At 45.6% G+C, this 21,182-nt stretch carries 22 protein-coding genes; 11 read left to right on the forward strand and 11 right to left on the reverse strand.

The window, feature by feature from the left end:
- Positions 1-5: 5 nt before the first annotated feature.
- The 3 genes from PV783_RS02030 to PV783_RS02040 are packed head-to-tail and all read left to right on the forward strand — an operon-like array spanning position 6 to position 3,212.
- Positions 6-680, forward strand: a complete 675-nt coding sequence (locus PV783_RS02030) for a lysoplasmalogenase (protein ID WP_363432620.1) — start codon at positions 6-8, stop codon at positions 678-680.
- Positions 681-699: 19 nt separating this feature from the next.
- Positions 700-2,298 (forward strand): L-aspartate oxidase, encoded by a 1,599-nt coding sequence (gene nadB, locus PV783_RS02035; protein WP_079471271.1) that lies wholly within the window; start codon positions 700-702, stop codon positions 2,296-2,298.
- Between the two features lie 53 nt (positions 2,299-2,351).
- Positions 2,352-3,212, forward strand: coding sequence for a lysophospholipid acyltransferase family protein (locus PV783_RS02040; protein WP_079471272.1), 861 nt, complete (start codon positions 2,352-2,354; stop codon positions 3,210-3,212).
- Between the two features lie 71 nt (positions 3,213-3,283).
- Here the strand turns inward: PV783_RS02040 and PV783_RS02045 are convergent, their stop codons facing one another.
- The 5 genes from PV783_RS02045 to PV783_RS02065 all read right to left on the reverse strand — a co-directional run bounded on the left by PV783_RS02045 (position 3,284) and on the right by PV783_RS02065 (position 7,374).
- A complete protein-coding gene (locus tag PV783_RS02045; protein WP_420986979.1) occupies positions 3,284-3,790 on the reverse strand; it encodes a BON domain-containing protein in 507 nt (168 codons plus the stop codon).
- 121 nt (positions 3,791-3,911) lie between these two features.
- Positions 3,912-5,315, reverse strand: a complete 1,404-nt coding sequence (locus PV783_RS02050) for an MBL fold metallo-hydrolase (protein ID WP_420986980.1) — start codon at positions 5,313-5,315, stop codon at positions 3,912-3,914.
- Between the two features lie 134 nt (positions 5,316-5,449).
- Positions 5,450-5,809 (reverse strand): ArsR/SmtB family transcription factor, encoded by a 360-nt coding sequence (locus tag PV783_RS02055; protein ID WP_012788619.1) that lies wholly within the window; start codon positions 5,807-5,809, stop codon positions 5,450-5,452.
- 213 nt (positions 5,810-6,022) lie between these two features.
- The gene (tsaB, locus tag PV783_RS02060) at positions 6,023-6,700 is read right to left on the reverse strand and encodes a tRNA (adenosine(37)-N6)-threonylcarbamoyltransferase complex dimerization subunit type 1 TsaB (RefSeq protein WP_420986981.1); all 678 of its coding nucleotides are present in this window, start codon (positions 6,698-6,700) and stop codon (positions 6,023-6,025) included.
- Positions 6,701-6,708: 8 nt separating this feature from the next.
- A complete protein-coding gene (locus PV783_RS02065; RefSeq protein WP_079471278.1) occupies positions 6,709-7,374 on the reverse strand; it encodes a 3-hydroxyacyl-CoA dehydrogenase family protein in 666 nt (221 codons plus the stop codon).
- A 98-nt stretch (positions 7,375-7,472) separates the two neighbouring features.
- On the opposite strand from PV783_RS02065, the gene PV783_RS02070 reads away from it, so the two are divergent.
- Entirely contained in the window at positions 7,473-7,856 is a 384-nt protein-coding gene (locus PV783_RS02070) for a RidA family protein (protein ID WP_111577317.1), read from the forward strand.
- Between the two features lie 54 nt (positions 7,857-7,910).
- On the opposite strand, the gene PV783_RS02075 is transcribed toward PV783_RS02070, so the two are convergent.
- Positions 7,911-9,581 (reverse strand): L,D-transpeptidase family protein, encoded by a 1,671-nt coding sequence (locus PV783_RS02075; RefSeq protein ID WP_420986982.1) that lies wholly within the window; start codon positions 9,579-9,581, stop codon positions 7,911-7,913.
- Positions 9,582-9,747: 166 nt separating this feature from the next.
- Between PV783_RS02075 and PV783_RS02080 the strand changes: the two genes are divergently transcribed.
- Entirely contained in the window at positions 9,748-10,074 is a 327-nt protein-coding gene (locus tag PV783_RS02080; protein ID WP_079471282.1) for a cupin domain-containing protein, read from the forward strand.
- A 36-nt stretch (positions 10,075-10,110) separates the two neighbouring features.
- Here PV783_RS02080 and PV783_RS02085 read toward each other — a convergent pair whose 3' ends face one another.
- The 3 genes from PV783_RS02085 to PV783_RS02095 form a co-directional block, all read right to left on the reverse strand.
- A complete protein-coding gene (locus PV783_RS02085) occupies positions 10,111-11,661 on the reverse strand; it encodes an Rne/Rng family ribonuclease (RefSeq protein WP_079471283.1) in 1,551 nt (516 codons plus the stop codon).
- 456 nt (positions 11,662-12,117) lie between these two features.
- Positions 12,118-12,960, reverse strand: coding sequence for a tetratricopeptide repeat protein (locus PV783_RS02090; protein ID WP_079471284.1), 843 nt, complete (start codon positions 12,958-12,960; stop codon positions 12,118-12,120).
- 24 nt (positions 12,961-12,984) lie between these two features.
- Positions 12,985-13,272 carry an HU family DNA-binding protein gene (locus PV783_RS02095; RefSeq protein ID WP_073084475.1) on the reverse strand — a complete coding sequence of 96 codons (288 nt, stop codon included), beginning with the start codon at positions 13,270-13,272 and terminating at the stop codon, positions 12,985-12,987.
- Positions 13,273-13,492: 220 nt separating this feature from the next.
- Between PV783_RS02095 and mutY the strand changes: the two genes are divergently transcribed.
- From mutY to PV783_RS02125, 6 genes are all read left to right on the forward strand, one after another.
- Entirely contained in the window at positions 13,493-14,566 is a 1,074-nt protein-coding gene (gene mutY / locus PV783_RS02100; RefSeq protein WP_420986983.1) for an A/G-specific adenine glycosylase, read from the forward strand.
- A 197-nt stretch (positions 14,567-14,763) separates the two neighbouring features.
- Positions 14,764-15,222, forward strand: a complete 459-nt coding sequence (locus tag PV783_RS02105; protein WP_079471287.1) for a single-stranded DNA-binding protein — start codon at positions 14,764-14,766, stop codon at positions 15,220-15,222.
- A gap of 123 nt (positions 15,223-15,345) precedes the next feature.
- Positions 15,346-16,698, forward strand: coding sequence for a gliding motility-associated protein GldE (gene gldE, locus PV783_RS02110; protein WP_227024458.1), 1,353 nt, complete (start codon positions 15,346-15,348; stop codon positions 16,696-16,698).
- 22 nt (positions 16,699-16,720) lie between these two features.
- Entirely contained in the window at positions 16,721-17,323 is a 603-nt protein-coding gene (locus tag PV783_RS02115) for a hypothetical protein (RefSeq protein ID WP_420986984.1), read from the forward strand.
- A 72-nt stretch (positions 17,324-17,395) separates the two neighbouring features.
- On the forward strand, positions 17,396-17,965 hold the full coding sequence (locus PV783_RS02120; protein WP_363432589.1) for a DUF3109 family protein: 570 nt from the start codon (positions 17,396-17,398) through the stop codon (positions 17,963-17,965).
- Between the two features lie 46 nt (positions 17,966-18,011).
- A complete protein-coding gene (locus PV783_RS02125) occupies positions 18,012-19,385 on the forward strand; it encodes a LutB/LldF family L-lactate oxidation iron-sulfur protein (protein WP_111577313.1) in 1,374 nt (457 codons plus the stop codon).
- On the opposite strand, the gene PV783_RS02130 is transcribed toward PV783_RS02125, so the two are convergent.
- Together PV783_RS02130 and PV783_RS02135 are read right to left on the reverse strand one after the other, a co-directional pair.
- A complete protein-coding gene (locus PV783_RS02130; RefSeq protein ID WP_420986985.1) occupies positions 19,386-20,591 on the reverse strand; it encodes a TonB family protein in 1,206 nt (401 codons plus the stop codon). It abuts the gene before it with no gap.
- Positions 20,584-21,162, reverse strand: a complete 579-nt coding sequence (locus tag PV783_RS02135) for an RNA polymerase sigma factor (RefSeq protein ID WP_079471295.1) — start codon at positions 21,160-21,162, stop codon at positions 20,584-20,586. Before PV783_RS02135 ends, PV783_RS02130 begins: the two co-directional genes overlap by 8 nt.
- Positions 21,163-21,182 lie beyond the last annotated feature (20 nt).

The following is a 21,182-nucleotide window of genomic DNA, read 5'->3' on the forward strand; positions in this document are numbered from 1 at the left end:
TTTCCATGTTCCGCCCAAAGCATTTGGTTATTTACTTTCTTGTACTATTGGCTGATATCCTGTTGATTGCCTTTGGCAGGGAGGAATACCGGTATGCCACCAAGCCGCTGCTGATGATTTTACTGGCGGTGTATGTGTTGTATACCAATGTAAAAATGCCCCGTTCATTCCGTATCTTTTTATTGCTGGCATTATTCTTTTCTTCCCTGGGAGATGACCTGCTGTTGTTTGAAAACCTTTTCCTGCCGGGCCTCGGCAGCTTTTTCATTGCACAGGTGATGTATTGTGTCTTCTTCCTGAAAATAAGATACAGCAATCTGCCGGTACCGCTGTGCCGGTATCCGTACATATTCCTCAACGCTGTTGTCATTATCCTGTTTATTCTTTTCCTCCTGCCCTACCTGGGCAGTTTAGCCGTACCCGTTATCGCGTATTCAATCACCCTTTTCTTCCTGGTACAATGCGTACTGCATGCCTTTCATTTCCGGCGGCAACCTACCGGCTGGTATTCCCTGGCTGGCGCTATATTATTTGTGATTTCAGATGCCATGATAGCAGTGGGCAAATTCTATCATCCGTTTCCCGGTGGCGATATCCTGGTGATGCTCACCTATGGTTTTGCGCAATGGGGACTGGTGTATGGCAGTACGGAGTACTTCCGGGTAAAAATTAGCCGGTAATTCTTACTTTTGTCTAACTATGCAGCAAACAGACTTTCTTGTCATCGGTTCAGGAATTGCAGGGCTCACTTATGCGCTCAAGGTGTCACAACAATGTCCGGATAAAAAGATCACCGTCATCACAAAAAGCCGGGAGGATGAAACCAACACCAAATACGCCCAGGGCGGCGTGGCGGTGGTAAATGACCTGGAGAATGACAGTTTCGAGAAACATATAGAAGATACGCTCATCGCGGGCGACGGGCTCTGTAACGAACAGATAGTAAAGATCGTGGTAACCGAAGGGCCGGAAAGAGTGAACGAGATCATTGAATGGGGCGCCAACTTCGACAAAAACGCCGATGGCGATTTCTCTCTCGGCCGCGAAGGCGGGCACTCCGTTTTCAGGGTGATCCACCACAAGGATGTTACCGGCAAAGAAATTGAACGCGCGCTGCTGGAGGCCATCCACCAACGTCCAAATATAGAACTGGTCACACATTGCTTCGTTGTAGATCTCATCACCCAGCACCACCTGGGCTACCTGGTCACCAAATCCACGCCCGATATAGAATGCTATGGGGTGTATGTACTCAACCTCGCTACCAATAAAATAGAAAAGATCCTGTCTAAAGTAACGCTGCTGGCTACCGGTGGCAATGGCCAGGTATACCGCAGTACCACCAATCCCAACATCGCTACCGGCGATGGCGTGGCAATGGTGTACCGCGCAAAGGGCCGTATCGAAAACATGGAGTTCATCCAGTTTCACCCTACAGCCCTCTACCAGCCAGGTGTAAGCCCTTCCTTCCTCATCACCGAGGCAGTAAGAGGCGATGGTGGTATTCTCCGGAATATCCACGGGGAAGACTTTATGCACAAATACGATCCGCGCCTGTCGCTGGCTCCGCGCGATATTGTGGCCCGCGCCATCGACAGTGAAATGAAGATCACCGGTACAGAACATGTATACCTCGATTGCCGGCACATGGACCTGGAGAAGTTTATTCATCATTTCCCCAATATCTATGAAACCTGTAAGGCCGCAGGAATTGATGTGGCCCATCAGATGATCCCGGTATCGCCTGCCGCGCATTACAGCTGTGGCGGTATTAAAACCAATGAATGGGGTCTCACCTCTATCCGTAACTTGTATGCCTGTGGCGAATGCGCCAGCACCGGGCTTCATGGCGCCAACCGTCTTGCATCCAACTCACTGCTGGAAGCAATGGTGTTTGCCCATCGCTGTTTTATGGATGCCACGAGCAAAATAGATTTACTGGAGTTCAAAGAAAATGTACCCGACTGGGATGCCACCGGCACCAGCGCACCCAAAGAAATGATCCTGATCACCCAAAGTTTGAAAGAGCTGAAGCAGATCATGAGCGATTACGTAGGGATTGTAAGAACAGACGTACGTTTGCAACGCGCCCTCCGCAGGATGGATATCCTGCATGAAGAAACGGAAGACCTCTACGAAAAAACAATGGTATCACCGCAATTATGCGAACTGCGTAACCTCATTACGGCAGGATACCTGATCGTAAAAGGAGCCGCCTTCCGTAAAGAAAGCAGGGGACTTCATTTCAACACCGATTATCCGTTTAAGAGCGAACTGGTACAAAACATTGTACTGTAAGCTAAACGGCTGTCTTTCATTACCTTTGCGTTGGATTTACAACAATCAGGAATATGTATTATCTGCTGCTTGCTTTTTGCTATAGCCTTTCCATATTGCCATTCCCGGTACTTTACTTCATCAGCGACGTATTATACGTGCTGGTGTACTATGTGATCGGGTATCGCAGGAAAGTAGTGATGGAGAATCTGACCCAGGCCTTTCCGGATAAGTCAAAGGAAGAACTCACCCTTCTCGCTAAAAAATATTATCACAACCTTACCGATATGATGGTGGAAACCATCAAACTGCTTACCATGAGCAAAGCACAGCTGCAAAAACGGTTCCAGTGCGACCTTACGGTATTGCATGAATTATATGCACAGGGTAAAAGCTGCCAGTTACACCTCGGGCATAACTTTAACTGGGAGTGGGCAAACCTGTTTTGTATGCAGGGCGTGGCATTTCCATTCCTGGTAGTATATATGCCGCTTACGAGCAGGCCGGCCGACCGGATGTTCCGTCATTTCAGGGAAAAATTCGGCACCATCCTCATTCCTGCCAACGATATGGGCAACAGCATGCGGGCATGGACCAACAAACAATATTTAATTGCGCTGGTGGCAGATCAGAATCCAGGAAACCCGCGTAGCTGCTACTGGTACCCCTTCCTCAATAAAATGACGCCGTTCTACAAAGGCCCGGAAATGGGCGCTAAAAGAAGCAATATCCCCGTAGTGTTTGTGGACATCCGTAAGGTAAAAAGGGGTTATTATCATGCTTCACTGAAGCTGGCCTTTGAAAATCCGCAACAGGAGCCTGATGGCGCTATCACAGAAGCTTTTGTAAAATATCTCGAAAAAAATATTCATGAACAGCCTGAAGTATGGGTGTGGAGCCACCGGCGCTGGAAACATGAATATAAAGGGAAGTAAAAAATAGTTTTTTTACAGGAGATGGATACCTCATTATCTCCTGTGTTGCTTCATGCTTTTACCACACTATTTTATTTAACCTGTACGTTATTCGTTATTTTTTTTGCGGAGAACTGTTGTGCTATCTGCAGCATACTACGAACGTTTTTCTTTTTCACCATTCCGTCGAGGATAATTTCCCCGTTTGAAACAGTAACCCTAACGTTGTTAAACTTCCGGGCAGCGTACACAGAATCGAGTGAGTGTTTCAGGAGATCGTCAGTATTGGGTGCTGCCGGGGCAGGCGATGCCGGCTGGGCAGGCGGGGCTACTACGGCTGTTTTTACGGTAATATTATCCTGTACCGACTTCACTCCTTTCAATCCTTTCAACGCGTCTTCAGCGGCCGATTTGGCTACTTCATCGCTCACCTCACCACTAAGCATCACTACCCCGTTCTTCACATCTGCGGTGATACCGGGAATGTTACTCAGCTTTTCATTCACCTCTTCTTTTAACTCCGCATCCGAAGGTTTACAGGCGAACATCAGCATGTTCATAAACATCAGCAAGGCTATTGCCAGGGTTTTGATTGTCATGCCTAAACAATTTTGTAGCAAGAAGTTAACAAATACGCGGGGAATAGCCAAAAGAAAACGGGAGCGATAAGAAGAAGATTATGCCTCTTTTTATCGCTCCCGTTTAAAAATATAGCGAAAATTAGTTCAGTACTGTTTTTTCCTGAACTACCTGTAATCCTTTCTGGTCCTTCATTTTAGCGAAACCGCCTTCTATGTTACGCAAATTGTGGATACCTTCTCTTTTCATAATAGAGCAGGCAATGATGCTGCGGTAACCACCCTGGCAATGTACGTACAGGTTGTGATTATCTTCCAGGTCTGCTAATTTTCCCGGGTCCATCATATCACCGAGGGTAATGTTAAGCGCATTCTTGATGTGGCCATCAGCAAATTCGATAGGCTTACGAACGTCGATGATCACCAGGTTGGGATCATGCGGAATGTCCATTGCCAGTTCGTCTGCTTCTACGGTGATGATCATATCTTTTGCTTCGCCGGCTGCTTCCCATGCAGGGTAGCCACCATTCAGATAGCCGACAACGTTATCAAAACCTACACGTGCCATTCTTACCACGGTTTCTTCTTCTTTACCGATAGGGGTAACCAGGATAATGTCCTGGTCAAACGGCAGGAGGCTGCCGGCCCATTCCGCAAAGCGTCCTTCCAAACCGATGCTGATAGCGCCGGGTACATATCCGTCGCCAAATTCAGTAGCCGGACGTGTATCGAGGATCAGTGCTCCTGCTTTACCTTTTGCTTTGAATTCAGCAGGGGAAAGTGGCTGCATAGCCTTTTCCATTACTGCTTTCAACGCATCGTATCCTTCCTTGTTTATTTTTGCGTTGATAGGGAAATAAGATGGCGGTGTAGCTAAGCCGCTGGTCACTTCTTCTATAAATTTATCTTTATCTGTTGCCAGTAATGCGTAGTTGGTGGCTTTTTCCTCACCGATGGTGCTGTAGGTATTTGGTCCCAGGTTTTTGCCACAGGCAGAGCCAGGGCCGTGTGCGGGGTATACGATTACGGCATCCGGTAATGTTTTAATCCGGTTGTTGAGCGAATCGAACAGGTATCCGGCCAGTTCTTCTTTGGTGAGGTTGCCGCTGAAAAGATCGGGGCGGCCTACATCTCCAACGAATAAGGTATCTCCGGTAAATACGGCGTACGGCTGTTGCTGTTCGTCTGATAACAGGTAACAGGAAGATTCCAGGGTATGCCCGGGTGTGTGCAGCACTTTAAGGGTTACTGCGCCGATCTCAAATACTTCATTATCTTTTGCTATGTAAGAGTCAAAGCTGGTTTCAGCGTCCGGGCCATATACGATTTTTGCGCCGGTAGCTTCTGCCAGTTCCAGGTGTCCCGAAACAAAGTCAGCGTGAAAATGAGTTTCAAAGATGTATTTAATGGTAGCGTTGCGTTCTCTTGCCAGATCCAGGTATACTTCAATATCACGCAACGGGTCAATCACTACCGCGATCCCGTTGGATTCTATGAAGTATGCCGCTTCCGACAAACAGCTGGTGTACAATTGTTTTACGTACATGGTTTTTGATTTTTACAAATTTACAACTTCTGAGGCTGTACACTTATGGATAAAATCTATACCAAAATAAAAAAGTAGCCGTATGGCTACTTTTTTATATAATACTTTCCGTAGTGATACACGGATCAATGCTTTTAACCAACAAGTTCTTCCACAAACTTCGCCACTTCAGCAATACGTTGCTTGTTGATGGTGTAGTGAATAAACTTACCATCTCTTTCTGTAATTACAATGCCAGCACGCCTTAATATGGCGAGATGTTGCGATGCTACCGATTGTTCCAGACGCAATTTCACGTAAATCTCCGTCACGGTCATTTTCTTGTGATCTTCCAGCAGCTTAATCATCTGCTGGCGCAGCTTATGGTTGATAGCACGTAAAACCATAGCAGCTTTCTTTACGGCAATGTAATCCAATTTGATCTGGTCTTTTTCATTGGTACCTCTAGAAATAATAAGAGTATTAGAAGAGGTAGTTAATAATGTTTTTTCCATCGCATAATAGTTTTAAAAAAATGATGAAATGAAAGGGATCAACGGACAGTACTCGCAAACAGTTAGACAACAATTGCGGTAATCGATTTATACAAAAATATAATATCTATCACAATAAAAAAAATTTCCATACCTTAATTTATCATATATATGCCCCGGATACTTGCAAATTAGATGTAATTTGACTATTCTATGACAAAACTAAGGTATATGTCAGGGCTTTTGAGGGGAATAAAAGGGCTTGAGGTAGAACGGACTGAAATAAGCCAGGTCAACGAATAGCTTTTTTTCATAAGCCTGCGCCGACAAAGGCGCCATATGTGCAGCACTTATCACATATTCTGCAAAAATAGCGTTTTTGTGTGAAGATATCATTAGTTGCCATTTGGGGCTGCCATCCCCGAAGAAGTAGATCTGGTGCGCCGCCAACTGTTCATCAAGAGAATTTGGCTCCAGGATCATTGCCTGTGGCGGCATGATCTCCTGTAAGCGGGCATCATACAAGCCCATAAACACTTCCTGCCTGCGGGCGTCCAGCATAGGACAATATAACGCCTGTTCATTTTTTACTTCGGAGGTTAAACCCTGCGCCATCATCTGAAGCGTGGAAATGGCCAGCAGCGGCTTACTCCAGGCATAACATAATCCTTTGGCAGTAGCCACGCCTACACGTAGCCCGGTATAGGAACCCGGTCCGGCACTTACTGCTACCGCATCCAGCTGCGCAGGAACAATGCCCTGCTCCTTTAATATCTGCTGAACAAACACGATCATAGTGGCTGCATGGTCCTGCTGCTTTTCATTCACCAGCGTTTGAATCACCTGCCCATCGCGGGAAAGGCTTACAGAGCCTGTTGTTGTTGCGGTATCTATATTCAGTATAAGTGCCATGTAAAAAATTAAATCGCTTCGTAGGCTGTTTGTAATGAGGCTGCTACCTGGTACCGGTCGTCGCCGGTTGCATCATGTACCGCCTTTAATACTTCATACACCTGCTTTATGCCTATCCGTTCGCTCCATTCGAAAGGCCCGTAAGGATAGTTGGTGCCTAAACGCATGGAAGTATCAATATCCTCCGGCGTTGCAGTGCCTTCCTGCGCCGTAAGAAAAGCTTCGTTAATGATCATGCATATCACCCGCGGCGTTACCAGTCCTACAGCATCCGCTACCAGCAGGTATTCCCAGCCCAGTTTATACATGAGGGTATCCAGCGTTTCCTTTTGTCCTTCATCCAGCACTGTTACTTCCAGTACCGGCATATTCACCAGCCCGGTCAGAAAGTTGCAGCCCATGATATTGAATCCCTGCTCAAACGCATACTGGCCGATGATTTCGGTCAAAGACGTTTTCACTATCCCTGCCAGCACCGGGATTCCCGGATTTTTTGCATACACCATCGCATGATCCGGCCGGTCATCGAAAATAAGATCCAGCACCAGGTCAAATGCTTTGAGAGATAAGACCTCTTCCAGGCTTGTTTTCCATTGTACATCATGATGCTTCGCCATTCCCTTCTCCTGCAATTCATCAAAGCGCTGTGCATCTGCTATTACCAGGATATTCATGCGTTAAATTTCGGCAAACCTAATAAAGAATCACTAATTATAATGCATCTGCTCCGCATACATTGGTGCGTTCTCAATTATTATTTACTTTCGTTTTCATGGAAAAGCAAATCATTAACACCAACAATGCGCCCGCTCCTATAGGGCCTTATAACCAATCTGTGAAAGCAGGTAATACCCTGTATGTATCCGGCCAGATAGCCCTGGATCCCGTTTCCGGCGAGTTGATCAAATCCGGTATTGTGGATGAAACCCACCAGGTAATGAAAAATTTACAGGCCGTTCTTACTGCTGCCGGACTGGGGTTTGAGCACATCGTAAAAACCACCATCTTTATAACAGATATGAAAACTTTCCCGCAGGTGAACGAAGTATATGGCAGTTATTTCACCAGCGACTTCCCCGCCAGGGAAACCGTAGAGGTTTCAGGGTTACCTAAAGGGGTAAACGTAGAAATTTCTGTAATCGCAGTAGGAGCTTAACTTTACAGCAATACAGCGGAGAGAGAAGCTCTTCCCTCCGCTGTATTTCATATTTTATTTACCAAATAAAGAGGCTGCCAGTTTTTTATCGTGGCCATACACGTCATCCCTGAAATTCAACCGGCCCTCGCTATCTACAAAGGCGGTGAAGTACACAATGAAAACGGGTACTTTTTCTTTTATCGTTACAAACTTTTCTTTACCACCATTCATAGCGTCGTCAATTTTCTTTTCTGTCCAGGATGAATCGCCACGCAGCAGCCATTCTGCAAGGTGCTTGGGCTCTGCAATCCTGATACAGCCGTGGCTGAAGGAACGCTTGTTTTCTCCAAACAGGTAACGCGCAGGCGTATCGTGGAGGTAAATGTTATACTCGTTAGGGAACAGGAACTTCACTTTGCCGAGTGAGTTTTTACCACCAGGTTTCTGCCTTACGATGTAAGGAAAATTCGCTCCCGAATATCTCGCAAAATTGATAGAGCCCGGGGCAATAACTTTACCGCTGGCGCCCACTATTTCCATATTCTGACGGGCAAGATACCCGCTGCCGCTGCGTTTAAGGCCCGGCAGCACTTCACCGCCCAGGATACCCGGAGGTACATTCCAGTAAGGACTGAACACTACATAACGCAGGTCTTTTGTGAAAATAACCGTGCTGGCGCCCGGCTTACCCACTACCACATTACAGCTCCACGATAATTTCCCTTTATCATACACATGCATTTTAAACTGCGGGATATTTACCAGGATATAATCCGTGGTAGGCTCTATGGGCACCCAGCGTAAACGTTCCATATTGAGCAGGATCTTTTGAATACGATCCTGTACGGGCGTATTCAGTGCATCCAGTACGCCTTTGGTGATGAGGCCATCTTCTTTCAGTCCCATCCTCAGCTGGAAATTACGCAGCGCAGAATCCAGCGCTACTGTGAACTGACGGCTGGTATCGGTTCCTTTCAGGTCGCCATAGGCTTCCAGCCTGGTTTTCACTGCCGCAATTACTTCAGAAGAATCTCCTTTTTTGAAACTCTTCTGGGTGGTGCGGATGGAATCCCATTTGGTGGAAGATTCGATCTGCGCCAGTTTTTTCAGTTGCTGACGCAGCATGATATAGTGCCTGTTTACCGGTTCATCATCTTCAAAAGCATTCGTCTTTTTATTCACCATAGAGTCCAGCAGGCTCTCCATATCAATTTTCTTGCGGGGGATAAACCATTCCAGGTCTTTGGCGGAATCAGCGGTAAGTCCGCCCCATACTTTATTTCCATAGGCAAAGAATTGCGCGGTAAGCAGCATTTCAATGCGGGGAATGGCGGTATCACCGGGTTTCAGACCCACATCACTCACCAGCAGGGTATCTGTAAGCCGCTGCAGATCAGGGTTCATCAGGCTGCTGTCTTTAATACCATAGGCCGCGTCATTCTTCATCATGTTGATGAAGTTACCTGCCTGTTCAGTAAGACCATCTTTATTGATCCAGGCAAAATGGTAATCGCGTTTACGGTAAAAGTTGCGGATATATTCGTCATAGGCGTCATACGAGGTATGTGACTGCAGGAAATTATTTACATAGTTGCTGTCGATAGTTTGTTCAATATACTCCTGTTTGGTATAGTGAGTGGTATCTCTAGCTTTTGTTTTTTTCCGGGAGCCGCCCTGCTGCTGACAGGCAGCAAAAATAATCAGTGTCAGTAAGGCCAGTGAGGAGTAAAAACGTATAGTCATAAGCGTAATGGATGTTGAATTATTTACTTAAAACAAACATGACAATCAAACTGTTGGGATTGGAAGGGTATTATGTGGTAAATGTATGAAATATATATACTTATCGCTTCAGACCGTTGTTAAAATCTGGTGTATCAGCTATATTTAATATCTAAAAGATATAAAAATGAACAAACCTGCTCCTTTGGATACTATTCCTGTAAAAAATACGATTGCCGGGCATTATGGCCGGTTTGTGCATGGCAGTAAGAGTACATTGGCTTTCTGGGAGATAAAGGCGGGATTTGAATCGCCGGTACATCAGCATCCGCATGAGCAGATCACTTACATAGCGGAAGGTGTGTTTGAGATGAGCCTTGATGGCCGGAAGTATACGCTGAAGCAGCATGATACACTGGTGATTCCGCCGGATACGCCGCATGGCGGGCGTGCGCTGGAGGATTGTAAGATCATCGACAGTTTTAGTCCTGCCCGTGATGATTACAGATATTAAAAAGAAAAGGTCCTGGTTAAACCAGGACCTTTTCTTTTATAATTTAATTTCTTCGTCGTTAGCGTCAAAGAAGCGATATTCAGTAAGATGGTAATTGGAGTCAGCTTTGAGTTTTATCCATTTCTTATATTGGAAGTACCATTTCCATTGTTTGGATGCCAGGAATCCTTTGGTAAGGAAGGCATGCAATATAGGGTGAACGCGGATGGTAAGACCTTTGTGTTGGTGATTGAGCAGGTATTGCAGGTTCTTTTCGATGTCTTCGAGGATCAGCATGGATGCACCGATTTTGCCGGTTCCTCTGCAGGTAGGACAATCTTCTGCCACGGAGATGGTGATCTCAGGTTTTACCCGTTGGCGGGTAATTTGCATGAGTCCAAACTTCGAGATGGGCAGGATGGTGTGTTTAGCTCTGTCCTGGGCCATGAATTTCTCCATAGCTTCAAAGATAGCTTTCTTGTTTTCCGGCAGTTTCATATCAATGAAGTCAATGATAATGATACCACCCAGATCACGCAGTCTTAATTGCCGGGCAATTTCAGCAGCGGCTTCCAGGTTGGATGCGAGGGCATTTTGTTCCTGGTTGTTGCTGGAGCTTTTGTATCCGCTGTTCACGTCTACAACGTGCAGGGCTTCTGTGGCTTCAATGATGAGGTATACCCCGCTGTCGAGATTCACGGTTTTACCGAAGGAGGCTTTCACCTGCCGGGTAATCCCGAAGTTGTCGAATATGGGGGAACCGTTGTTGTAATAGTTAACGATATCAGACTTTTCCGGCGCAATCTTCTGGATGTACGTTTTGGTGTCAGTGTAGATATTTTTATCGTTTACAACGATGCGGTTAAAGCTCTCATTGAGCAGATCACGGAGGATACTGGCAGTTTTGGTTTGCTCGCTCAGGATCTTTTGCGGGGCTACGCCTCCACTGAGATTTGCCTGGATATTTTTCCAGGTTTGAACGAGGGTGGTCAGATCTTCGTGTAATTCTGCAGTTTTCTTTCCTTCAGCGGCGGTGCGTACAATAACGCCAAAGTTGGGCGTTTTGATGGCTTCCACGATTTTCTGCAATCTTTTTCTTTCTTCGGAGGAGTGGATTTTTTTAGAAACCGCAACAATATCATTAAAGGGTGTTAACACTATAAATCTTCCGGGTAAAGAAATTTCGCAGCTAAGGCGTGGGCCTTTAGAAGAAATGGGTTCTTTCAGAATTTGTACGAGGATATTGGGTTTGCCGCCCAGTACATCCGTAATTTTACCGGTCTTGACTATTTCCGGTTCATTTTTAAATTTGGTAAAATCAAATCCATCGGGCGTTTTATCGCTGATGGCCATTGAAGTAAATTTAAGAATGGAGCGGATATAGGGGCTGAGATCCGTGTAATGTAAAAAGGCATCTTTTTCAAAGCCTACGTCGACAAATGCAGCATTTAAGCCGGGTATCAGCTTTTTCACCTTACCCAGGTACAAATCGCCTACTGAGAAGTTAGGATTGCCACTTTCGTGATGTAACTCCACTAGCTTCTTATCTTCCAGTAACGCAATTTCCACCCCTGTGGGAGCCGCATTTATAATAAGTTCCTTATTCAAGCGTCCAAAATTTTAACCTTTAAAACTTCACCTTTATGCTATGCACACGGCTATTTAAGAACAGCTTACTGCATACCAAAACAATAGCTCACCTATAAAGTTAGCGTATTTCTTCACGTTCGTGATGAATGGATTGCTTAAGGGTTCAGCGATCACTGCAGGTAATGTCCGGAGAATTCAATTGCGGGATCTATGGAAACAACCTGCATGACTATAGCAATTTAAGAAGTAAATGCTAGAATCATGCAGGATATATGAAAATTTTTATCCGACCACCGCGCCGGGAGCATACCTTGTTAGTATAAATGGCGGGAAACTGGAGTAATTATTTCTTCTTACTTTTATGCCGGTTCTTTCTCAGTCTTTTTTTACGCTTGTGAGTGGCAATTTTATGTCTTTTTCTTTTCTTACCGCAAGGCATACGCTGATACTTTTTTAAATGATTGAAAAATAATATTATTGAATACTTTTAATGTAACTATCTACTTCTTTCTTCAGTTCCGGATCGGTCATGAGTTGTTTGCTTTTTTCAAACAGTTCAATCGCTTTCTTCTTGTCTCCCTTGCTCCGGTACGATTCTGCCAGCACAAATAACACTTTTGCATTATCCGGGTGGTTCTTCGCAACGCCTTCCAGTCTTTCGATAGCTTTATCGTACTGACCTGATGTAATAGCAAGGTTAGCTAAAGTAACCTGTGCGTCGATATTATCAGGGTGTGCTGCAACGACTTCTCTCAGCTTGGCTACGCCGGTCATAGGTTCACCGGTGTTCATGTACACCATAGCCTGTGATATTTTCAGCGTATCATTTGCCGGGTTCAATTGTATTGCCTGATCAAACAAAGTAATTGCCTGCTGGGCTTCCCATTTTGCTACACGCGGATCTTCTGCATGTTGCAAGTGGGCCAAAAATAAATTGGCTGCAAAGGTGAGGCTTTTTTCGGAATTTTCCAACTTAGCGGCTTCGCCAAGATAATATGCGGCTACGGGCAGCTGGTTGAGGCTGTCCCAGGTGTTGTACAATTGATGGTACGCGGCTATCTGTTGGGTTTTCACATCCCCGCGGACAACATTTGTTTCAATGGTATTTACCTGTAAAAGTTTTTCAGCAGGAATTTTCCCTTTTGCGGTTTCCAGCAGTTCAGAGAAGGCAATAGGTGCTACATCCTGTCCACCCTGCATAGGGGCGGCAGATGACATAGGTTTCTTTTCCGACCGGGGCACAGTACGGCCAAAGGCGAATAATATCACCAATAGTGCTACCGCAGCACCCACCAGAAGAACTTGTGATTTTTGCATCGCCTAAATTATTAGGCTGCAAAATTAAGAACTTTTGAGCTTCTTTACTTCAGCAACAAATTCTTTCGAAGGTTTAAATGCCGGAATAAAGTGCTCGGGGATCTCCACAGCTACGTTCTTCTTGATGTTACGCCCAATCTTGGCGGCCCGTTTTTTTGTGATAAAACTTCCAAACCCACGGATATAAATGTGTTCTCCGTTAGCAAGAGCTTCTTTCACCTCTTTAAACATGGCCTCAAGTGTGACTAACACATCAACTTTGGGGATGCCGGTTTTTTCAGCAATGTTGTTAATTAAATCAGCTTTTCTCATATGAAAGCGAGAGGATTACTTTACTCTCAAAGTTAATTTAAAAATTCTAATTGCTGAATTTTAAGCAAATAAATTTTATCATTTTTTCTTATAACTGGTATTGGCGATAAATTATATTTATTTGCAGGCCCGGAAATGGGTATCCGTTGTACCTTATAGGGTTTTTGTACAGCATTTGCCATATCAATATACTAAATAATTTTATTAAAATAATATATAAATGATATCACCCCGACAATTTTTTACCGAAAAATTACTGGAATGGAACCGGGAAACGAATACCCGCAACATGCCCTGGAAGGGTGAAAAAAATCCCTACCGGATCTGGCTGTCTGAAATCATTCTTCAGCAAACCCGCGTGGAGCAAGGCTGGCCCTATTATGAAAGATTCATCCAGCACTATCCCACCGTTAAAAAACTGGCTGCCGCACCAGATGAAGAAGTGTTCCGTTTATGGCAGGGATTAGGGTATTATGCCCGCTGTAAAAATATGTTGGCAGCCGCCCGGGAAATTACGGCTACCTATCAAGGTAAGTTCCCCGACCAGTATGAACAGATCAAAGCGCTCAAAGGAATAGGCCCTTATACCGCCGCCGCCATCGCCTCCTTTGCCTTCAATCTTCCCTACGCCGTGCTTGATGGCAACGTTTTCAGGGTCCTCTCCCGCTATTTTGGAATCGAAACACCTATCGACAGCACTGCCGGAAAGAAACAATTCGGCACTCTCGCCCAGGAACTGCTGCCACAGGGCCTCTCTGCCGAATACAACCAGAGTATCATGGACTTTGGCGCCGTGGTATGCAAGCCTCAGCAACCTCTTTGCGGGGAATGTGTGCTCCGCAAAAAGTGCGTGGCCCTGCATGAACAACTCGTTCCACATCTCCCGGTAAAAACAAAAAAACTCCTGATCAAAAAAAGATATTTCAATTATCTCCTTGTTCACTATAAGGAAGATATATATATCCGTAAGAGAACAGACAGCGATATCTGGCAGAACCTGCATGAGTTTGTGCTCATCGAAACAGCAGGCCCTTCAGACATCACGGCACTGCAATCGTCGGGAGCCTTTGACCCCATCCTGGGGAAAACGCCTTTTGAAATAGACCGGGTGTCGGCTCCGTTTAAACAACAACTTACCCATCAAACCATTCACAGCCAGTTTATCAGCATCACGGTGAAGAAGGCGCCGGCTATCCCGGGGTATACCCTGGTGCCCCGCAGCAGCCTGAATAACTACGCTTTTCCAAAGACCATCACAACCTTTCTGGAAAGTAATCACCTGCAATTATTCTAATAAGCACGCATAGAGAATAAAAATATACATTAAGTGTTAAGCCACTTCAGGAATAGTGCCCGGTAACGAAATCCGGCTTAACCTGCTGCCAGTAAGAAATTTTTCCCTATCGATTGGAAAAAAATATTAACTTTAAGAAGGTTGTTTATTTATTAAAAGAAGAACTTTTTAACAATAGACTAAAAAAACCTACAACTATGAGAGGTGTTAATAAAGTAATCCTGATAGGCAATTTGGGCAGAGATCCGGATGTACAGTTTCTGGAAGGAAATATCGCAGTAGCCAAATTTTCACTGGCTACCACTGAAACGTTCAAAGACAGAGCCGGCAAGCTCATTTCACAAACAGAATGGCATACGGTGGTGCTATGGCGGGGACTGGCCGAACTGGCGCAGAAATACCTGCACAAAGGTAGTCTTGTTTACATTGAAGGCCGCTTGCGCACCCGCAGCTGGGAAGACAAAGAAGGCAATAAGAAATTTGCCACCGAAGTTGTAGGAGATAACCTGGTTATGCTGGATAAACGCATGGACCTCAACAACCAAGATCACCCCATACCTCACCATAGCAGTACGGGTTCAGGCAGTGGAGAAAGTTTTCCGGGACTGGAAATCCCCCCTTCACTGAACGAACCAGCAGACGATCTGCCTTTTTAGTTGCAAAAAAATATTAAGTTTTAAATGTACGTAATCCCATATAGGGACATTACTTATATTTGCGTGCAGGGAAAGCAATTCCATGAATTACTTTCCCCTATTTTTTGATTAATTACATCAAAGTTGAACATCTTGGGCATCCTTCCGGCAAGCTACGTATCCTATTTTTTACAAGCCAGCGCACCAATTGGCGCCCCTAACGTGGTGGTATTTCTGCTTGTTATTTTTATTCTGCTCCTGCTAACCTTTATTGTTTCCGGTGCGGAAGTAGCCTTCTTTTCCCTTAACCACAAGGATCTGAATGTGCTTAAAACACGCCAGAATGCCTCGGGCAAACTGATCACCAGACTGCTGGAAAAGCCAAAATCACTGCTCGCTTCCTTACAAATTGCAGGTGTATTGCTCATGATCGCATTTATCATGATCACCAATTACCTCGTTACCCAGATGGAAGACCTGCAAACACTGCCGGTAGTATCCCTCCTGGTAAGGATTTCCGCGATCTGCCTCATCTTACTCTTCTTCGGCCAGATCCTCCCCCGGGTATGGGCCGCTCAAAACAATATCCGTTTTGCCACCTATTTCGCCTGGTTCGTAAGCGGTATCCATGCCACTATGGAACCCATCAGCGATTTTTTTGTTGGCCTAAGCACCAGCATCGAAGACCGCTTCTTTCACCGCGGCAGCGGCCCGGTAAATTACCAGGAAATCGATGAAGCCATCGAAATGAGCGTGGACGCCACCGCCTCCCAGGAAGAAAAAAATATCCTGAAAGGCATCCTTAAATTTGGCAATATCACCGTAAAACAGATCATGCGCGGCCGTTTGGACGTAAATGGCGTGGAATACGACAGCACTTTCGGCGATATCGTGAAAAGTGTAGCCGACCTGCATTATTCCCGTTTACCTGTTTATAAGGACAACCTGGACAATATCGTGGGCGTTATCCACACCAAAGACCTGCTCCCCCATCTCGACAAAGGCAATACCTTCGACTGGCACGAAGTAATGCGCCAGCCTTTCTTTGTGCATGGCCATAAACTGATCGAAGACCTGCTCTCTGAATTCCAGAGCAGACGGATGCACTTTGCCGTAGTAGTGGACGAATTTGGCGGTACCTCCGGCATTGTAACCCTGGAAGATATCATGGAAGAAGTGATCGGCGATATCAAGGACGAATTTGATGAAGAAGAATTTAACTACAACAAAGTAGATAACTTCACCTACGTATTTGAAGGCAAAACCATGCTGAACGACGTTTGCCGCATCATGAACATCTCTCCTGAAACATTTGAACCCGTAAAAGGCGAAAGCGACTCTCTCGGTGGTCTTATACTGGAACTGGCCGGAAAATTTCCTGAAGAAAACAGCGTTATTAACTACAATAACTTCGATTTCACTGTACTGGAAGTCAATAAAATGAGGATCCAGAAGGTACAGGTAACCATCAGGCCGGACGCTGCTGAAAAAGTGTAACTGCCTGTTAAATAAGCGTAAAATGCCAGCGATTAAAGGAAAGGCCCTCGCACTGATCATCGGCCTGATGTGTATATTTGCCTCCTGTGAAAACGTACCCACACCGAAGCCCAGAGGCTATTTCCAGGTAAAATTTCCGGATAGAAAATACCGCACCTTCGATATGCCCGGATATCCTTACACATTTGAATACCCGGCATACGCCAATATCGTCAAAGACACTTCCTTTTTTGGCGCAGCACCCGAAAACCCTTACTGGATCAATATAGACTTTCCCTCCCTGAACGGGAAAATTTATATGAGCTATAAGATCATCGGGCCCGGTAACAACAGCTTCCGCAAACTGGTGGACGATGCCTTTAAAATGACCTACAAGCATACCTATAAGGCAGAATATATCGATGAAAACAAGATCCATACAGCAAACAATGTAAGCGGTACCTTCTATGAAGTGGGTGGTAACGCTGCCTCCTCGAAACAATTCTTTGCCACCGATTCGGTAAAACACTTCCTCCGCGGCGCCCTCTATTTTGACGTTACGCCCAACGCAGACTCTCTCGCACCCGTTTACCGGTTCCTGGAACAGGATATGTGGCATATGGTGGAAACCCTGCGCTGGAGATAAGCCCTGAATGCTGTAACTTTGTGGTCTTAATAAGATTGTCTGTCTGCAATTTCAGGCAAAAGACCATTCCCGATGATTATCATTGACGATAAATACATAAGTGACGAAGTAATTGAGGAGCAATTTGTGTGCAATCTGTCTGCCTGCAAAGGCGCCTGTTGTGTAGCGGGCGACTGTGGCGCTCCACTGGATAAAACAGAAGTTAAAACCCTGAAGAAAATTTATCCGAAGATTAAATCTTACCTCCGGGAAGATGGTATCAAAGAAATTGAGCACACCGGTACCAATACTACCGACGATGAGTATGGATATGTTACCCCCATTGTAAACAAAGGCATTTGTGCATACGCCACTATAGACGATCACGGCATAGTAGGTTGTGGCATCGAGAAAGCATACAATGATGGAGTGGTTGATTTCAAAAAACCTATTTCCTGTCATCTCTACCCTATCCGTATTAAAAAATACGAAACATTTGAAGCAGTAAATTATGACCGTTGGGAGGTTTGCAAACCCGCCTGCAAGAACGGTAAAACCCTTCAGGTGCCAGTGTATCGTTTCCTTAAAGATGCTTTGATCAGAAAATACGGCACGGAATTTTATGAAGTGTTGGACAACATCGCAAGAAAAGAACACGGGTAAATCATTTTCGGATTTAACTATCTTTAATTAGGAATATTGCTTGCTTATGCATCAAACAGCATCTACTTTTCTGGAAGAAAGTGAAAAGAAAGCGTCTGATCTCGGCCACCGGCAGACGATCAACTTCAATATAGGCAAATACAATACAGCTGTAAAAGCCGGTAAACAACAGTTTACGGATTTACCCGGCGCAAGGGAAAGAGCCAAGAACATCAAGTGGAGAGCTATTGAGCACCTGGATAATCACCTGGAAGAATTCGAGCAAAACTTTACCCGTCGCGGCGGCAAGGTCATCTGGGCCGAAACTGCCGAACAGGTACAACAGGAAATACTGGCCATTTGCCAGGCCAAGCAATGCAAAAGCATCGTAAAAAGTAAGTCGATGGCTACCGAGGAAGTACACCTGAACGCCTTTATGGAAAGTAATGGCATCGAGTGTGTGGAAACTGATCTCGGGGAATATATACAACAACTCGACGGAGAACCGCCATACCACATCGTTACCCCGGCCATGCACAAAAGCAAGGAGGATGTGGCCCGCTTGTTTGCAGATAAACTTGGTACTGATCCCGGGCTTACACCAGAGCAACTAACACTGGTTGCCCGCGAAAAGCTCCGTCACAAATATCTCCAGGCGGAAATAGGTATCACCGGCGCCAACTTCATCATAGCAGATACCGGCTCCATAGCCGTTACAGAAAATGAAGGCAATGCGCGTTTAACCACGGCGTTTCCCAAAACTCATATTGTATTGGTGGGTATTGAAAAAGTACTCCCTTCTATTACAGACCTCAGCCTGTTCTGGCCTTTGCTGGCTACCTATGGTACCGGTCAGCAGATCACCGCTTACAACAGTATTTTCAGCGGCCCCCGGCAGGAAGGAGAAATCGACGGTCCGGAGGAAATGTATGTGATCCTGATGGACAATGGCCGTACCAACATCCTGCAGGATACTACTGCACGTGAAAGCTTATACTGCATCCGTTGCGGCTCCTGCCTCAATGCCTGCCCTGTTTATAAAAATATTGGCGGTCACTCATATGCCGCCACCTACAGTGGTCCTATCGGCGCTGTGATTACCCCTCACCTGAAAGGGATGGACTCTTACATGCACCTGAGCTTTGCCTCTTCGTTGTGTGGTAACTGTACTGAAGTATGCCCGGTGCGCATTAACCTGCATGAACTGTTGCTGCATAACCGTCAGAAAGCAGTAGAGGAAAACTATACTTCCGGGGGAGAGAAATTTGCCTGGTTTATGTGGAAGCAAGGCTGCAGCAGCCGCAAAATGATGAACTTAGCCAGTGGAAAAATGAAAAATTTCCTGCTGCGAAGATTCTTTGCCAAAAGCTGGGGAGATAACCGCGAACTACCTGTATTCGCCTCCAAATCCTTTAACCAGCAATGGAAAGAGCGGAAATAGCTACTTATCTTTCTGCACATTAAATTTTACCCTGACTTTTACTTTAGCGGGCTTTCCGTCTGAAGCAGGTATCCATGCCGGGCCTTCTTTGATCACCCGGATGGCTTCTGCATCACACGCATCATTCAGGTGACGGATAATTTTAAAGTCCTGCAGGCTACCATCCGGCATAACGGTAAAGGATACACGTACAGTACCGTTATATAGGTTATCCGGGTTAACAGTTTTGGTTTTAAGATAATTTTGAAAAGCGGTTTCCCCGGTTATAGGAGCAGGCGCCCGGTAGGCATTGATATCAGTATCGTCAGATGACACGTCTACTCCTGCCACCTTCCCTTGCAAGAATGCCTGAGTGCCGGAATCAGAAATGGCGCTTTCTTTGACAACAGTTACTGCACCCGTAACATTTTGTTTCTTTTGTATACCATAACCAATCACTACTACTTCGTTTAATGCATTCTTCTGACTATCCAGTTTACCCAGTGAATAATTATTTTGCCCCCTTATCATTATCTGTTTCTCTTTATTTGGTGCAGGAGGGACTGCAAAATTCCGCTGTTGTTCAGCGCGCTCCGCCTGAATGGCCGTGGCCGCAGCGGGAACACTACTATCGACATCAGGTACTCTTCTACTAACAGAAGGAACTGTTTTATCTGCCGCCTCATTTTTGGCGTAGGGTACTATTTTATCCGCTGCTTCAGTTACCGGCTCCTGTTTTGCCGTTTGCTTTTCGGCAGTTACCGGTTTAGCGGGTGTTGGAGGAGTATTTTTTTGGGCAGGATGATCAGCATTTGCCGGCGATGGTGCGGTGTCTCCATGTTCGGAGAATACAGACGCCGGTTCCTTCGCAGAATTAGATGTATTTACGCCGGCAATAGGCGTTTGCCGTTGCTGTTCCCACAGGAACCAGCCTGCAGAAAACATCAGCAGCAAAATGGCTGCCGCCGCGGCTATTCGATAAAACATCGGGCGGATGCGGCCTCTGGAGGCAATTCTTTCAGACAATCTGGCCGCAAGGTCTTCCTGGTGGGCGGTTTGTTCCGGCGTGTGCAAGGCATAGCCTTCCAGCGCATCAGCCAGGAACGGGTCGTCCAGGGCCTGACGCTCCAGGGCATGCATGGCTTTATCGTCCAGCTCTCCCGCCAGGTATTGGCGGATGAGTCCGGCGAGTTCTTCCGGTTTTATATGTGGCCGCTTGTCAGTCATTTTGTTGTTCCATACATATTTTCAGGTTCCGCTTTCCGTTCTGGATGTAGCTTTTCACCTTATTCATTTCATATCCGGTGATAACGCTCACTTCCCGGTAGCTCTTTTCCTTCAGGTAAAACAAGTCTACACTGCGTTTTTGTTCTTCCGGCAAGGTTTCCAGGCATTTTTCCATGCTCTGCAGGTTATCTTCCAGTGATACTCCGTTTTCATGATGCCCGTTTTCCCCGTTTTCCACAATGGGGTGATCATCAATAGACACCTGGCGGGATTCCTTATTTTTCATTGCCCGCAGCTTCATTAAACAATGATTGCGCGCAAGTACATGCAGCCAGCTTTTAAAATTCTGGACTTCATGTTGCTTCAGTTTTATAATTAACTCCTCAAAGATCTGCATTACTGCATCTTTGCTGGCTTCTTCATCAAAATATCTCAGGCATACGCCGTATACCAGGTTCATATAACGCTGGTAAAGGGCTGCAAGAAAATCCAGTTTGCCGGTGGTTTTAAACTCCCCGATCAACCAGGCATCATCTGCATCCTGCATGATATTTTGTTGGATAAAAGACATTTGTAGCTGCTATTCGCTTA

The organism is Chitinophaga sp. CC14, from assembly GCF_048957795.1.
GTDB lineage: Bacteria > Bacteroidota > Bacteroidia > Chitinophagales > Chitinophagaceae > Chitinophaga > Chitinophaga ginsengisegetis.

Excerpts from the sequence above, each read along its gene's own strand:
- PV783_RS02130 (WP_420986985.1), bottom strand. The coding sequence starts at position 20,591 with ATGACTGACAAGCGGCCACATATAAAACCGGAAGAACTCGCCGGACTC.
- PV783_RS02055 (WP_012788619.1), bottom strand. The coding sequence starts at position 5,809 with ATGGAAAAAACATTATTAACTACCTCTTCTAATACTCTTATTATTTCT.
- PV783_RS02045 (WP_420986979.1), bottom strand. The coding sequence starts at position 3,790 with ATGACAATCAAAACCCTGGCAATAGCCTTGCTGATGTTTATGAACATG.
- tsaB (WP_420986981.1), bottom strand. The coding sequence starts at position 6,700 with ATGGCACTTATACTGAATATAGATACCGCAACAACAACAGGCTCTGTA.
- PV783_RS02080 (WP_079471282.1), top strand. The coding sequence starts at position 9,748 with ATGAACAAACCTGCTCCTTTGGATACTATTCCTGTAAAAAATACGATT.
- PV783_RS02105 (WP_079471287.1), top strand. The coding sequence starts at position 14,764 with ATGAGAGGTGTTAATAAAGTAATCCTGATAGGCAATTTGGGCAGAGAT.
- PV783_RS02095 (WP_073084475.1), bottom strand. The coding sequence starts at position 13,272 with ATGAGAAAAGCTGATTTAATTAACAACATTGCTGAAAAAACCGGCATC.
- PV783_RS02090 (WP_079471284.1), bottom strand. The coding sequence starts at position 12,960 with ATGCAAAAATCACAAGTTCTTCTGGTGGGTGCTGCGGTAGCACTATTG.
- PV783_RS02115 (WP_420986984.1), top strand. The coding sequence starts at position 16,721 with ATGCCAGCGATTAAAGGAAAGGCCCTCGCACTGATCATCGGCCTGATG.
- PV783_RS02065 (WP_079471278.1), bottom strand. The coding sequence starts at position 7,374 with ATGAATATCCTGGTAATAGCAGATGCACAGCGCTTTGATGAATTGCAG.
- mutY (WP_420986983.1), top strand. The coding sequence starts at position 13,493 with ATGATATCACCCCGACAATTTTTTACCGAAAAATTACTGGAATGGAAC.
- PV783_RS02075 (WP_420986982.1), bottom strand. The coding sequence starts at position 9,581 with ATGACTATACGTTTTTACTCCTCACTGGCCTTACTGACACTGATTATT.
- PV783_RS02050 (WP_420986980.1), bottom strand. The coding sequence starts at position 5,315 with ATGTACGTAAAACAATTGTACACCAGCTGTTTGTCGGAAGCGGCATAC.
- nadB (WP_079471271.1), top strand. The coding sequence starts at position 700 with ATGCAGCAAACAGACTTTCTTGTCATCGGTTCAGGAATTGCAGGGCTC.
- PV783_RS02125 (WP_111577313.1), top strand. The coding sequence starts at position 18,012 with ATGCATCAAACAGCATCTACTTTTCTGGAAGAAAGTGAAAAGAAAGCG.
- PV783_RS02120 (WP_363432589.1), top strand. The coding sequence starts at position 17,396 with ATGATTATCATTGACGATAAATACATAAGTGACGAAGTAATTGAGGAG.
- PV783_RS02030 (WP_363432620.1), top strand. The coding sequence starts at position 6 with ATGTTCCGCCCAAAGCATTTGGTTATTTACTTTCTTGTACTATTGGCT.
- PV783_RS02135 (WP_079471295.1), bottom strand. The coding sequence starts at position 21,162 with ATGTCTTTTATCCAACAAAATATCATGCAGGATGCAGATGATGCCTGG.
- PV783_RS02070 (WP_111577317.1), top strand. The coding sequence starts at position 7,473 with ATGGAAAAGCAAATCATTAACACCAACAATGCGCCCGCTCCTATAGGG.
- PV783_RS02040 (WP_079471272.1), top strand. The coding sequence starts at position 2,352 with ATGTATTATCTGCTGCTTGCTTTTTGCTATAGCCTTTCCATATTGCCA.